Origin of the sequence: Streptomyces flavofungini, from assembly GCF_041028215.1 — a bacterium.
GTDB lineage: Bacteria > Actinomycetota > Actinomycetes > Streptomycetales > Streptomycetaceae > Streptomyces > Streptomyces flavofungini_B.
Genome location: NZ_JASKYR010000009.1, coordinates 1 through 13,946 on the forward strand (window position 1 = coordinate 1; position 13,946 = coordinate 13,946).

General features: G+C 70.2%; 8 protein-coding genes and 1 pseudogene. 5 read left to right on the top strand and 4 right to left on the bottom strand.

What is annotated here, in order from left to right:
* Window positions 1-1,071 precede the first annotated feature (1,071 nt).
* Window positions 1,072-3,897, bottom strand: a complete 2,826-nt coding sequence (locus tag AB8Z36_RS01150) for a hypothetical protein (RefSeq protein ID WP_369211264.1) — start codon at window positions 3,895-3,897, stop codon at window positions 1,072-1,074.
* Window positions 3,898-4,231: 334 nt separating this feature from the next.
* Here AB8Z36_RS01150 and AB8Z36_RS01155 point away from each other — a divergent pair, with 334 nt between their 5' ends.
* The gene (locus AB8Z36_RS01155) at window positions 4,232-4,426 is read left to right on the top strand and encodes a hypothetical protein (RefSeq protein ID WP_369211265.1); all 195 of its coding nucleotides are present in this window, start codon (window positions 4,232-4,234) and stop codon (window positions 4,424-4,426) included.
* 243 nt (window positions 4,427-4,669) lie between these two features.
* Here AB8Z36_RS01155 and AB8Z36_RS01160 read toward each other — a convergent pair whose 3' ends face one another.
* On the bottom strand, window positions 4,670-5,689 hold the full coding sequence (locus AB8Z36_RS01160; protein ID WP_440581834.1) for a LacI family DNA-binding transcriptional regulator: 1,020 nt from the start codon (window positions 5,687-5,689) through the stop codon (window positions 4,670-4,672).
* Window positions 5,686-6,612, bottom strand: a complete 927-nt coding sequence (locus AB8Z36_RS01165; protein ID WP_369211266.1) for an ROK family protein — start codon at window positions 6,610-6,612, stop codon at window positions 5,686-5,688. The genes AB8Z36_RS01160 and AB8Z36_RS01165 overlap by 4 nt, the downstream gene beginning before the upstream one ends.
* Before the next feature lie 649 nt (window positions 6,613-7,261).
* Here AB8Z36_RS01165 and AB8Z36_RS01170 point away from each other — a divergent pair.
* The 4 genes from AB8Z36_RS01170 to AB8Z36_RS01185 are packed head-to-tail and all read left to right on the top strand — an operon-like array spanning window position 7,262 to window position 13,371.
* Window positions 7,262-8,434, top strand: coding sequence for an ABC transporter substrate-binding protein (locus AB8Z36_RS01170; RefSeq protein ID WP_369211267.1), 1,173 nt, complete (start codon window positions 7,262-7,264; stop codon window positions 8,432-8,434).
* Entirely contained in the window at window positions 8,431-9,405 is a 975-nt protein-coding gene (locus AB8Z36_RS01175) for a carbohydrate ABC transporter permease (RefSeq protein WP_369211268.1), read from the top strand. The genes AB8Z36_RS01170 and AB8Z36_RS01175 overlap by 4 nt, the downstream gene beginning before the upstream one ends.
* Window positions 9,406-9,407: 2 nt before the next feature.
* The gene (locus AB8Z36_RS01180) at window positions 9,408-10,241 is read left to right on the top strand and encodes a carbohydrate ABC transporter permease (RefSeq protein WP_369211269.1); all 834 of its coding nucleotides are present in this window, start codon (window positions 9,408-9,410) and stop codon (window positions 10,239-10,241) included.
* Window positions 10,242-10,290: 49 nt separating this feature from the next.
* On the top strand, window positions 10,291-13,371 hold the full coding sequence (locus tag AB8Z36_RS01185; RefSeq protein WP_369211270.1) for an alpha-mannosidase: 3,081 nt from the start codon (window positions 10,291-10,293) through the stop codon (window positions 13,369-13,371).
* Between the two features lie 250 nt (window positions 13,372-13,621).
* On the opposite strand, the pseudogene AB8Z36_RS01190 reads toward AB8Z36_RS01185, so the two are convergent.
* A pseudogene (locus AB8Z36_RS01190) lies at window positions 13,622-13,837 on the bottom strand (gamma-glutamyltransferase); the annotation flags it as partial.
* Between the last annotated feature and the right edge of the window lie 109 nt (window positions 13,838-13,946).

A 13,946-nucleotide genomic window follows, 5' to 3' on the forward strand; every position in this document is an offset into this window, starting at 1 on the left:
CGTACCCGTGATGGACCTTAACCGGTGATACACGAAGGGTACTTCTGTGGCTTCTGTCAAGGGTCAACAAGGTTTGCGGCCCGGTCGCGGAGCAACGCGGGGGAGCACGCCGGCTCGCCATCGGGCGAGGTTGAGAAGGGCCTGTGCGTAGTGCTGGCCCTCCTCATTTTGTTGTCATCGGGTGCGCGAAGTGGATCGAACAGAGCGGCGACTACGGTTTTGGAGTGCTGTCGCCGCAGCCCGAGGAGTCCGAGCTACGGGTGGTCGGGGCGAGGCCGGCACGGCGGCTGAGGGAGCCGTATCGGCGCTGCTGCGGTGCATCCGGCATCTGCGGCGGCTGTCGAGCTTTCACGTTCATCCCGTGGCGCCTACTGGGCTCGTGCCTATGAGCCTTGCCGATATCGGTTCCCGCCCAGTTCCAGGCCATGGTTCCTCCGGTCGTGCGACGTGCTTCGATCCGGACGACCCCTCAAGAATGGTCCTACTCAGCGATACCCGTGGGCTCGCAGCTCCTCATCAGTGGTCGAGTCGTCGTGCGGCCCCGGGCGGCCAGGTGTCACAGGAACCGTTGCAGGCAACCACCCCCAAGCCATACCCGGGGCCACTGGATCCTCCGGACCGTACGACAGACCATCCGACCCATCAACAAGGTAGGACCACCCCCCGGATCATCAACAACAGGAGGGGGAAGTCATGCCGGACCCGAAGGCCGGAGGCCCCATTGCGGAGCCATGAAGAAGGTAACGGGGTGGGCAGCAGCAGCGGAACCGGCCCCTCTCGATGCGGATAACCGCTCCTGACCCGCTCCGACGTCGTCTCTTCCTTCGGTGTGAAGGCTGTCAGACCGGCATCATCGACGGGCCTGTGCTTCGCCGCTCTTCCCTGTGCGCCGCAGCTGACGCACATCATCCGGCCAGTGGCGCTTCTCCGACCTGGCCCGGCCGTGCGGGCCGGCCGGGCCAGGTCGGGAGAAGGCGCACTGACGCAAAAGGCTTGCGCCGCACGCTTCAGTTGTGAACCTTTGAGCTGTCACTCACCGTGCGGTCCCGCCAAGCCCCGGCCGAACCTCACTCACCCCAGCCGGGAACGGGGGACGAGGAGCAGTTCTGCGACACCGTAGCGGGGAAGCAGCAGGTGCAAGTTGCCCTCGGGATCGGCTTTCATGTCGGCGGTCGGAATCGAGGGGCGGTGGCCGTCCGGGAGGCGCAGGGAGACCTCCTGCGCCTCGGCCTTGAGGTTCGCGAGTCGCAGCGTGAGGCGGTCCTCGTCGTCACAGGACAGGCTCATGCGGCAGTCGGGCCCAGTACCCAGGTTCAGCAGGGTGCCTTCGGCATAGTGCGGGGGGCGGCCCTCGGGAAAGCGGTCCAGCAGGCTTGTCTCCTGGGCCAGCGCGCCGAGGCGTGCCTCGGCACCGAAGCGGGAAGCGGCTTCCGAGGAGTGCTGTGCCGCAGGAGCGAAGGCGTAGCGGAAGCGCAGGCGCCCCGGCTGTGCGGGCGGCGTGTTGCACGGCCAGAAGTTGTTCATCACGTAGGCGTACAGGTATCCGTTCGTCTCGGTGAACCGCGAGGGCCAGGTGCCGCGGACCAGGTCGGAGGAGGAGAACAGGGGGCTGTCGGGGGCTGACCACACAATGCCCGGGCCGTCGGGTGCGGTGACGGTGACGGCCGAGCTCGCCGACAGCCATTCGTTGGATGAGCCGGGACCGTGGTCCGAGGACGGCTGCACCCAGCCCAGTTGCCTGTCGTAGCGCACGGTCGGGTCCTGCACCCGGAACGGGAAGGCGACGGACGTCGACTCCATGTCGAGCACGGCCTGCTTCGTCAGCTCGACGGTCAGTTCACAGGTTCCGGTGGTGTCGCGGAGCAGCAGCTCCATCGTGACGTCGGTGACTCCCGCGCCGGCGCCTTCCCAGCGCAGCCGCACCCCGTCGGGGGTGTCGCGCAGGCCGAGCAGCCGCATGACGGGCCGGTCCTCCACCAGGGGCGTGGGGGCGCCCTCGTGGTAGCGAGAGTCCAACTGCGCCATGAGCGTACGGTCGTGCGGCGCGCTGTCCGCCGCCCTGGCGGCCGTAAGGCGGACCAGCTCACCGAGCGCGAACGGCGCCTCGGGATCGAGAAGTTCTTGCCCCGACGGCCGGTACCGCAGGCTCAAGGGGAGGCCGTCCCGCTCGCGCAGATGTACGTCCCACACGCGGCTGGTCACCCGCTGGCCGGGGGAGAGGGGCCGGACGGGGGCGCGTTCGTCTCCGGCCGCCGAGTCCGCGGTGGCGGCCTCCGCCTTCGGTGCTTCCCCGGCGGGCACGGTTCCGGCGCTGGTGCTCAGGGGCAGGCAGCGGTAGCCGAAGGCCGGCATCTCATCGAGCACCAGACGCACCCGGAGCATCCCCGCGCAGTCGCTCAGCACCTCGAAGGGGACGGGCCGGCCCGCCGCGTCCAGGGGCACGCTTGCCTCGGGCAGGTCCAGTTCCGCAGTGAGCCTCGCCGCCCAGGGGTGGGGGTTGTGCACCAGCACGCACGGCCCGTCCACGCCCAGGACCTCGGCGAGCTGGCTCAGCGCACGGCGGCTCTCGTCGAGCGAGATGCGGGCGGCGTCGTCGATGGCGCGACGCTTCCAATGGAGCTGGTCCTCGATGTGCGGGGCGTGCGGGTGCGCGGCGGCGCGGGCCCAGGTCCAGGTGTGCTCCCCGCCGATGATCAGCCCGTCCCAGGCGCGGTCGAGCGCTTCACGGTGCGGACGGTAGCGCTCGTCCAGCAGCTGGACGGCGGCGCCGAGTTGCTCGGCGACGGGCAGCAGCACCTGGGCCGTGCGGTAGGCGGCAGCGTCCGCGGCGGAGGAGGCGGGGCCGTCCTCCCAGAAGCTGCCGCCCTCCGCCCGGTGCACCGGCAGCCGGTCCCGGATGGGGGCCACCGCGCCGAGGTAGTCGGCGAAGGTGGAGATGCGGATGCGGGGGTGGGCGAAGGCCGCGTTCCAGCGTTCAGCGAAGCCGGTGTCGCCGTCGGCGAGGTCTTCGTTGTCCGCGTGCGTGCCGATCAAAGCCAGGTCCGAGGGCAGGTAGTCGGGGCGTTCGTAGCGCTCGAGGTAGCGCTCCAGGCCGTTGACCGCTCCCGCGACCGACTGGGGATCGGCGGCGATGAAGCGGAGTTGGGAGTAGTGGTCGGCGAAGTGGGCCAGCACCTCGCTGCCGTCGGGCGCCCGCCACCGTACGGGGGAGGCCAGGTGGACCTCGTCGCTGTCCTCGGTGGCGGCGCGGTGGTGGTTCGACATCCCCACGAACGCGTCGATCCCCGCGGTGCGCAGAACGGAGGGCATGCAACCGGTCCAGGTTGGCACGTCCGTGATGTTGGCGTAGCGCGGGACGGTGCCCGGGCCGGGTGGGAGCGTGAGGCCGAAGTCCAGGGCGCGGCGCAGTTCTTCGAGGTGGGTGATGCCGGTCAGCAGGTTGCTGTGGAAGGTGTTGACGCCGATGGACCCGGCGGCGATCGCTTCTCGCAGACGCTCACGGCGCCGCGGGGAGCGGGTCCGCAGGTACTCGCGGACGACGAAGGCCCCGTCGACGCTGAAACGGAAGGCGGCGTCCTGGTCCAGACGGTCCAGGGCCTTGTCGATGTTGCGGCAGTGCAGCTCGATGGCCTTGGCCTGGGTGTCGGTGAAGCCGAGGTCGAGGTGGACGTGGGGGATGAGGTGCAGGGTCCAGCGGCGGGCCGGGACGAGGCTCGCGCGGTGCACCTCCGTACCGTCGGCACGGACGGTGAAGTCGCCGCTGTCGGTGAAACCGGGGACCGGGAACCGACGGCGGATCATCCCGAAGTCCCGGTCGGCCGGTGGACCGGGGAGCGTGAGGGTGCCGGTCGGGTGCTCCAGGGTGAGGCGGCCGGGGTGCGGAGTGTCCGCGGGCAAGTCCACCGTCAGTTCGACCAGCGGAACGGGGTCTGGCTCGCCGTGCAGGTACAGCGGTGTGGTGCGCAGCGCGTAGGAGGGTTCGCGGCGCAGTGGCGCGGTGGCTCGCTCCAGCCGTACGGCCGTCCAGCGCAGGTAGGAGCCGAACCACTTGCCGTACTGGGTTCGCGGGAGGGGGAGTTCCTCACCGGGGCGGTGGGCGGTGTCCAGGTGCCATGGCTCGGTCGTGCCGGTGGCGGCCGGCTCGTCCAGGGCGGTGGTGACGGTCAGTTCGTGACGCCCGGGAGCGAGCCATGCCGCGGGTAGTTCGACGGGCGCGTTCCACGGTGAGGTGGTGGAGGGACTTCCGGCCGTCCAGGGTGACCTCCAGGTCGGGGCAGGGTCCGCGTTCCGCGGCGTACTCCAGGTGCAGCACGGCGTCCTCGGAGTGCACGACGTCGAACGCGGTTACGATTCGGTGCGCCCGGTGCCCGCCGTCGGCGTCGTGGATGCCAGGGTGCACTGCGGGCCAGGGAGCGTCGGGACGTGAGAGGTCCACGAAGAGGGTCGGGAGGCCGTCCGTAAGGGGCCAGGCCCCGGTGTGGTGGACGGGTGTCGCCTCCCACAGAAAGCGGTTGGATGTCATGGCGGTTACCTCCTGCAATGCGGGCATGCCGGGGCGACGCGTGCGCGACGAAGGTCGTCGGCAGCGGGTGGGACGGGTAAGTGGGTATGCCGGAGTGACGGTGGGAAACAGCCGTGCTTGTGGGCCGGTGCGGTTCGGCCCGCGGTACTACTCGGGCCGGGGCATGCCGTCGTACTGAAGGACGGTGGTCGGTACGACGGCGCGGCGGCTCGGCCGCGTGGTGTCACTGCCGTGCTTGATGCGGTCGATGAGCAGGCGGGCCGCCTGCCGGCCGATCTCGTCGGCGTCGTAGGAGACGATGGTCAGAGGCAGTTGAAGGACGTCGGCCAGTTCGAAGTTGTCAAAACCCGCCAGGGCGGTCTGCAGGCCCAGGCGGCGCACGGCGCGGACGGCGCCCTGGGTGATCCTGTTGTTGGTGCAGAACAGCGCCGTGGGCGCCGGCTCCCCGCTCAGCACATCACGGGCCATCGCCTCCGCCGTGGCGATGTCGGTGAGCCCCCGGCGCACGCGGTGCTCGGCGGGCTGCAAGCCGAACTCCTCGTGAGCCGCCCAGAAGCCGCGGAAGCGTTCGGCTCCGGTGTAGAGGGTGGGGGGATTGCCGAGGAAGCCGATGTCGCGGTGGCCGGCGTCCAGCAGCCTGGCGGTCGCCTCCCGGGCGCCGTGGAAGTCGTCGACGAGGACGCAGTCGGTGTCCATGCCCTCCGGCGGCCGTGCCGCCAGCACCATGGGCAGGGCCTCCATGGCCCGGGCGAGGTGTTCCTGACGACTGGCGGCGGGTACCACGATCATGCCCTCGACCCGATGGGAGACCAGGTCCTCGACGAGTTCGCGCTCGCGCTCAAGCTGCTCCGCCGTGTTGCTGAGCAGCACCCGCATGCCCTCCTCGGCGGCCACTTCCTGGACACCCAGCGCGAGACGGGAGTAAAAGGGGTTGGCCAGGTTGGTGACTACCAACCCGATCATTCTGCTGCCGCCGAGGCGGAGGCTGCGCGCGGTCTCGTTGCGCCGGTACCCGAGTTCCCCGACGGCGGACAGGACGCGCTCCCGTGTGCCGGCGCTGACGCCGGGGTCGTCCTTGAGGACCCGGGAGACGGTCATGGCGCTCACCTGTGCGAGCGCTGCGACGTCACGCATGGTGGGGGCACCACCGGCTCGGTTGCTGGTCACGTCACGTCTCCGTCTTCGGTGTGCGGGCTCGTTGCCGCCGGTGGTCGAGGGCCCATCGCGCGGCTCCCGTCAACGGTGCGTCGGCGGCGCACGGCGCCTGTAGCAGCACCGGGGCTCCGTCGGTGCAGGCTTCCTCCGTCCGGGAGCCGACCAGTTGTCTTGCGACGAGGTCCCATGAGGCCGAGCCCGAACACCCGACTACGACCGCGGTCGGCCCGGACCCCAGGCACCAGGTGGCCGACACCCGCCCCAGCGCCCGGAAAGCGTAGCCGATGGCGCACCGCGCGTCCGAACCACCCTCTGCGGAGCGAGCGGCTGTCTCCCGCACCACGCGGAGGCTGCCCGCCCCGCCCTCTGCCGACAGCACCGCGTACCGCTCGCGGCACGTGGGGGCAGTGACGGACCGGGCTCCCGCGGTTGAGGAAGGCTGAGCCCACGCCGGTGCCGAGCGTGAGGTGCACGACGCGGTCGTGTCCGGCGGCGGTGCCGGTGGGGTGCTCGCCGAGTGCGAAGGCGCCGGCGTCGTTGAGGAAGCGCAGTGTGCCGACGGCGTGGCCGAGCCGCGTGCGGAGCCCCTCCGCCACGTCCACGCGACGCAGTGCCTCGAACTTGCCGATGCCGCGGAACCGGCCGGTTCCTGTTGCGTAGCCGCACGGGCCCGGGGTGGCGACGCCCCAGTACGGGGTGCAGGGCTGGTGGAGTGCGTGGTGGCCAGCCGTCGCGGCGAGGACGTCCAGGATGTCGCTGGCGCTGCCGTCGGCGTTCAAGGGCGCCCGTACGAGGGAGAGCGCCAGGGGAATCCCGGAGGCGGCCTCTGCCAGTGCGGCCGTGACGTCCGTGCCGCCGGTCTCCAGCACGGGAGTGGACGGCACCTCTTCGGACGGCGCCTCCGCGGCCGCCGCCTTGCCAGGGGGAGGGTCCATCAGGCCAGTCATGGCTGCGTCACCCAGAAGCTCGACAAGGCGCGGGGGCGCCCAGCCGGACAGGGGGACGCGGCAGGCGTCGGCGGCGGCGCCATGGCATTCCGGTCGGCGGAGACGGCGGAGCCGCTCGGCGCACAGCAGGGGCGTCGCTCATACGGGCGGGGCTGGTACTGCACGGCTCCTCCTGGCAAAGGAATGTCACGCGAAGAGTGCAAGGCGAGTTAACGATACCAATAGCTGCCCGCTGGGCTACCCCCGCACGCTGCACCCCCTTCATAAGCCTGAAGTGCGCCTTAGGGGTGTTAACGCAGCGTGCTGGTCTCAAACCCTTGTGAGTCGCCAATGTTCTCGTTAACCTCCTCGCACTGCACCAGCCCTCCCCCCATCACCCGGCACGGAGCCGCACACCAGCGCGCTGACTGCCGCGACCGGGCGGCACAGGGGCCCGCGGGGCCCTGGCAGGACGTGACTTCCATACGCCACACACCCCGGCGAAAGGGCGGCTATGAGATCGTTCGACACCACGCAGACGGGTTCTCCCCCGGCGCTGGGCCGTCGCCGCTTCCTCGCGACTGCCGGCGCGGGAGTGGCGGGACTGGCAATCTCCGGCTGCGCCAGGGGAGACAGCACTGCCGCCGTGCCCGGGACGGTGAGCATCAGCACCGACAACGGCAGCTGGGACGATGGCTACCGCCAGGCGGGCCAGGCGCTGAAACCCCTGACCGGCTCTGCGCTTCGTCCGCTGTCCAACCCCGAGGCCATTTCCTACAAGCAGGTCACTCAGATGACGCTGCAGACCTCCCGGGCCTTTGACCTGATCAAGTGGGGGGCCGGTTACGAGCTCAAGTCGCTGGCGCGCGGCGGCCGTCTCTCCGACCTGTCGCGGCTGTGGGAGAACTACGAGAACAAGGGCTGGGTCCGCGGGACGCAGCGCGCCTCCATGTCCTACCGCGGCAGGGTCTACGGCATCCCGCTCTATGAGTCCCACTACGTCGTGTTCTACAACAAGCGCGTCTTCGCCCGTCTCGCACTGCGCCCGCCCGCCACCTGGGACGAGCTGCTGCACTGCGCCGGGGTCCTGAAACGCAACAAGGTCACCCCCTTCGTCGCCACCCAGTACGGGGGCTGGCCCGCCTATCAGTGGTTCCAGGAGCTGATCAGCAAGATCGACCCTGGCTTCTACCGCGCGCTCACGGCGGGCAGGGCCCGCTACACCGACGACGTGCCCCGCCAGGCGATGGGCATCTGGCAGGACTTCATGCGCAGGGGCTGGACGACGTCGCCGGACTTCGACCAGAGCAACGGGGCCGCCGGGCTCAAAGCGGGCCGACTGGGCATGTTCTTGTACGGCACTTGGTCGGCGCACGGCTTCGAGGAGGTCGGGATGCGTCCGAACAAGGACTACGGCGCTTTCCTCCTCCCGACCGTCAGGAAGGGCACCCGCAAGTCCGTGATCACCGAAAGCGCCGCACTCGCCGTCCCCCGCAGCGCGACCCGGCACGAGGCAGCCATGGCCAGCGCGGGCGCCTGGCTCACCCCCTCCGTCCAGCGCGTGTGGACCGACTACCTGAACGACGGCTCCGCCAATCCCGTCGTCCGGGCCGGCAACCCGGTCGTGGCCGAGATCAAGGAGACCATCACCAGAGGGCGGATGACCCGTCTGATCCGGTACGGCGAGGCCAGCCCGCCCAACCTCGTCCAGGGCAACACCCAGGACCTGGCGAGTTTCATGACCGGCCAGACCTCGGCCGAGAACACCCTGCGCAGGATGGCCGAGCGGGCCGCGGACGAGTGGGACGCCTGGAAGCGGGACGAAGCATGAGCACATCCACCACCCGGCCCCTGCCCGGCTCCGGCCCCGAGAATTCCACCCCCGGCGCTCCCGCGCCGCAACGCCTCCGCGCCCTGCGGCGTCCCGGCCCCCGCCGGGGAGCCCCGCTGCGCGAACGCCTGGCCTCCGGCGCGTTCCTGGCCCCGGCCGTACTCTTCGTCGGGGTGCTGCTGCTGGCACCCTTCGCCGTCACCATCCAGCGCAGCCTCTTCGACGACCGCCGGGTCCCGGGCTTCGCCGGGCTCGACAACTATACGGAGTTCTTCACCGACGAGAATCTGGTGCGGTCGGTCGAGAACACTCTGATCTGGGTGGCGGGTACCGTGCTGCTGCCCGTCGTGCTGGGACTGGCCATCGCCTGCATGACGGACGCCACCCGCTGGTCCCGCTTCGCCCGGCTGTGCGTGGTCGCGCCGTACGCGCTCTCCGGTACCGCCGTCGCCGTCGTGTGGAACTACATGCTGACGTCCGACGGCGCGCTCAACCAACTGCTCCGCGCCGTGGGGCTGGGCTCCCTTTCGCGGGGATGGCTGCTGGAGTGGCCGGGCAACACGCTGGTGCTGATCCTCGCCAACGCCTGGCAGGCGACCGGAGTCGCGGTCATCCTCTTCCTGGTCGGCCTCCAGGGCATCCCGCCGGAGACCCTGGAGGCCGCCTCGCTCGACGGGGCCGGGCCCTGGCAGCGGTTCCGCCACGTCGTCCTGCCCCAGCTCCGTCCCGTGGCCATCATCGTGATCGGGATGAGCCTGGCCAACGGCCTCAAGTCATTCGACCTGATCTGGGTGCTCACCCGGGGCGGGCCTGGGCGGGCGACGGAGACCCTGGCCGTCTCGATGTACCAGGAGACCTTCCTGCTTCAGCACCCCGGAGCGGGCGCCGCCATCGCGGTGGCCCTCACCCTGATCGTCCTGGCGGCCTCCTGGCTCTACCTCCGGCGCCAGCTCGACGCGAAAGGCGACTGACCATGCAGAAGACGCCGACGGCGGCACGCGGGCGCATCCTGCGGAACACCGTCCTCATCCTCCTGGCCCTGCTGTGGGCGGTGCCGACCTGGCTCGTGCTGGTCAACGCGATGGTGCCGGCGAGCGAGTACAGCGGCAGCCCGCATTGGTGGCCGCAGGGATTCGCCCTGTTCGACAACATGGAACAGGCATGGGACCGGGCGCGGCTCGGCCCGGCCATGGGCAACAGCCTGCTGTATTCGGCGACCAGTTCCCTGATCGCTGTCTTCCTCGCCGTGCTGGCCGCCTTCGCCGCGGTCGTCATGCCGGTACGCCGTCGCACGCTGTGGTTCTGGCTGATCTACTCCGGGGCGCTGCTGCCGCTGCAGGTGTTCCTGCGTCCGCTGTTCCTCTGGTACGCGGACCTCGACCTGTACGACACCCAGTTCGGACTGATCCTCGTGTACGCGGCCATCGCCGTGCCCTTCGCGTTCTTCATCATGCGCAACTACTCCATGACGCTGCCCCGTGAGGTGGTGGAGGCCGCGCGGATGGACGGTGCCTCTTGGTGGCGGCTGTTCTGGCAGATCCACCTGCCGCTGTCGAAGTCCGCGATGGTGGCCGCCTTCGTCTTCCAGTTCGTCGCCGTCTGGAACGACATGCTGTTCGGCATCACGCTCAGCACCAGCCGCAACATCCGGCCCGTGATGGCAGCCCTCTCAGAACTCCAGGGCACTTATACCTCGGTGGGTCCGCCCGTGGTACTGGGCGGCGCGCTTCTCGTCTCGCTGCCCACCGTCGCCCTGTTCTTCGCGGCCCAGCGCTTCTTCGTCAACAGTCTGAAGCTGACGCGCTGAGCGCACGCTCCTTGCCCTGCTCCCTCGCACGTATGGGAAACCATCATCTATGCATAACGACCGTGAACTGACCGAAGCCCGCCTGGCTCGCGTCCTGGATGAGCGCATCCGCCCCGCCCTCTATCCAGCGTCGGTGCCGCTGGAGGTCGAGGCATGGGTCGTCTCCGGAGAGCCGGTGCCGGTCGGCGAGGGCCTGGCGGCAGTGCACACCCCGGTTGCCGTGGGTGACCTCTGGGGCGCGCCGTGGGACACCACATGGTTCAAGGTCCACGGCGAAGTGCCCCAGGAGTGGGCCGGACTGACCGTGGAGGCGGTGCTCGACCTGGGCTTCGACGTGGACAGGCCGGGCTTCCAGTGCGAGGCTCTCGTCTACACGCCCGACGGCACACCGGTGAAGGGCCTCAACCCGAGCAACGCCTGGGTACGCGTGGGCGCACCGGTCCGGGGCGGCGAACGGGTGGAATGGCATCTCGAAGCCGCCTCCAACCCCGAGTTGCTGGACATGAAGGCATTCCGACCGACTCCGATGGGCGACCGGAAGACCGCCGGCACCGACCCGCAGTACCGTCTCGGGCGGATGGACCTCGCCGTGTTCGACACCGAGGTGTGGGAGCTCATCCAGGATCTGGACGTGCTCGGAGAGCTGATGCACGAGCTGCCTGCCGACGGCGCCCGCCGCCAGGCACTGGTGCGCGCCATCGGCCGCGCTCTGGACGCCCTGGACCTCCAGGACGTGGGCGGCACCGCGACCGCCGCCAGAACGGAACTGTCCGGGGCACTGGCCGCGCCCGCCGAACCGTCGGCTCACCGCATCAGCGCGGTCGGCCACGCGCACATAGACTCCGCGTGGCTCTGGCCGCTGCGCGAGACCGTGCGCAAGGTGGCCCGTACCGCCTCCAACATGACCGCAATGCTCCATGACTGCCCGGAGTTCGTCTTCGCGATGTCCCAGGCGCAGCAGTTCGCGTGGATCAAGGAGCACCGCCCCGAGGTGTACGCGAAGGTCCAGGAGGCGGTGACCGAGGGCCGGTTTGTCCCCACCGGCGGCATGTGGGTGGAGTCCGACACCAACATGCCGGGCTCCGAGGCCATGGCACGGCAGTTCGTCCACGGGAAGCGGTTCTTCCTGCAGGAATTCGGCATCGAGAACGACGAAGTGTGGCTGCCCGACACCTTCGGCTTCGCCGCCGGACTCCCGCAGATCATCAAGGAGGCAGGCTCGAAGTGGCTGCTCACCCAGAAGATCTCCTGGAGCCGCACCAACACCTTTCCGCACCACACCTTCCACTGGGAGGGCATCGACGGCACGCGGATCTTCACCCACTTCCCGCCCGTTGATACCTACAACTGCTCCATGCTGGGCAGCGAGATCGCCCATGCCGCCCGTACGTTCCGCGAGAAGGGCGCGGCCACCCGCTCCCTCGCCCCGACCGGCTGGGGCGATGGCGGGGGCGGCACGACACGCGAGATGGTGGCCAGGGCCGCCCGGATGCGCGACCTGGAAGGCTCGGCAACCGTCACCTGGGAAAGCCCCGCCGCCTTCTTCGCGCAGGCCGAGGCGGAGTACCCAGAGGCGCCGGTGTGGGTGGGCGAGCTGTACCTGGAGCTGCACCGGGGCACCCTCACCAGTCAGGCGGGCACCAAGCAGGGCAACCGCCGCAGCGAGCACCTGCTGCGCGAGGCGGAGCTGTGGGCGGCGACGGCGGCCGTACGCGCGGGCTTCCCCTACCCGTACGAGGCGCTTGACCGCCTCTGGAAGACGGTGCTCCTGCACCAGTTCCACGACATCCTGCCCGGTTCCTCCATCGCCTGGGTGCACCGTGAGGCCCAGGAGACGTACGCGGCCGTGGCCCGGGAACTGGAGGGCATCGTCGGCGAGGCTCTGACGGCACTGACAGCCCCGACCGGAACCACGACCGCAGCGGCCACCGGCGCGGCCGTCTCCGTGCTGACCGCCAACGCCGCGCCCCACGCCCGGTCCGGCGTGGCCGCCGGGGCGCTGGCCCCGGCGGCCGTGGACGGCGCGCCTGTGACGGCTGCCGCACGCGAGGGCGGCGGCTTCGTCCTGGACAACGGGCTCCTGCACGTCGTGATCGACGGGCGCGGCCTGGTCGTCTCGGTCCACGACCGCGAAAGCGACCGGGAGACGCTGGCGCCCGGCACGGCGGCCAACCTCCTCCAGCTCCACCCCGACTTCCCCAACCGGTGGGACGCCTGGGACGTGGACGCCTTCTACCGCAACTCCGTCACCGATCTCGACAGTGCTGAGGACATACTGCTCGACGCCGACGAGAACAGCGCCACCGTGCGTGTGAGCCGCACCTTCAATGCCTCGCGTGCGGTGCAGCGGGTGACCCTCGCCCGCGCGCAGCGGCGTCTGGACTTCGAGACCGAGGTTGACTGGCACGAGACGGAAAAGCTGCTCAAGGCGGCCTTCCCGCTCGACCTGCACGCCGAGCGCTACGCCGCCGAGACTCAGTTCGGCCACCTCTACCGGCCCACCCACACCAACACCACATGGGAGGCCGCCAAGTTCGAGGCATGTGCCCACCGTTTCGTTCACCTGGAGGAGCCCGGCTGGGGCGTCGCCCTCGTCAACGACTCGACGTACGGACACGACGTGACCCGCGGCGTCCGCCCCGCCGGTGCGGAGTCGGCCGGCGCCCCGGGCGTCACCACCACCGTCCGCCTGTCGCTGCTGCGCGCCCCCCGCTACCCCGACCCGGAGACCGACCAGGGGTCGCACCGCTTCGGTTACGCGCTCGTGCCGGGAGCCGCCATAGGGGATGCGGTACGCGAGGGGCACCGCATCAACCTCCCGGAACGGCGCGTGACCGGCGCGGGCCCGGTGCAACCGCTGGTCACCCTCGACAACGACGCGGTGGTGCTCAGCGCGCTGAAGCTCGCCGACGACGGGAGCGGCGACATCGTGGTGCGTGTCCATGAAGCCCACGGCGGACGGGCGGCCGCTACCCTGACCCCGAGCTTCCCCTTCGCCTCGGTGACCACCACTGACCTGCTGGAACGCCCCATCGCGAACGGCCCGTCGGTCGAGCGCAAGGCCGACGCGGTCCGTCTGCGGCTGCGCCCTTTCCAGATCGCCACCCTCCGCCTGCGCAGGTCCCACTGATCGTTTCGGACCTCGCAGCCGGTGGCGTGAAGCCTTCGATCTCGGGCGGCTGCGCTGGTATGGGCTGAGCCTTCCGAAGCCTCTTGACGTCACCGTCAAACCGAACGCCGTGCAAGTTCAGCAGCGCCTGCTGGCAAGGCCCGGTCGTCGGAGTCGCCGCCCACCGCCATCGAGGTGGCCCAGCCGGTGAAGCACAGCCATCTCCGACCGGCGCCGTCGTCGGCGACGCGGCGCAGGGCTCGGCGAGTCCGGGTTGCCGCAGCGTCTCACCCTCGACGTAACCGGAGCCGTCCGGCTTGAGCGGCGCCTTCCTCGTCTCTGGCAGCAGGGTGAGGTCGTCCCTGCGCAGGCGGTAGCACCATGCCAGATCCGAGGTGATGAGCACCCCGCCGCCCGCCAGCTCGATGGCGGACTGGAACAACGCGGCGAACGGCAGCCTGCCAAGGCGGGTACGGGCCGCCTCCACTTCGGACGAGACCGGTGACGAAGACGCCGATCATGCCGCTCGCCGCGAGGCGGATACTGCGCGCGGTCCGGGCGTGGCGGCGGCCAAGTCCGCGAGCTTGCCGACAGCG

Excerpts from the sequence above, each read along its gene's own strand:
- AB8Z36_RS01175 (WP_369211268.1), top strand. The coding sequence starts at position 8,431 with ATGAGCACATCCACCACCCGGCCCCTGCCCGGCTCCGGCCCCGAGAAT.
- AB8Z36_RS01165 (WP_369211266.1), bottom strand. The coding sequence starts at position 6,612 with ATGGACCCTCCCCCTGGCAAGGCGGCGGCCGCGGAGGCGCCGTCCGAA.
- AB8Z36_RS01185 (WP_369211270.1), top strand. The coding sequence starts at position 10,291 with ATGCATAACGACCGTGAACTGACCGAAGCCCGCCTGGCTCGCGTCCTG.
- AB8Z36_RS01180 (WP_369211269.1), top strand. The coding sequence starts at position 9,408 with ATGCAGAAGACGCCGACGGCGGCACGCGGGCGCATCCTGCGGAACACC.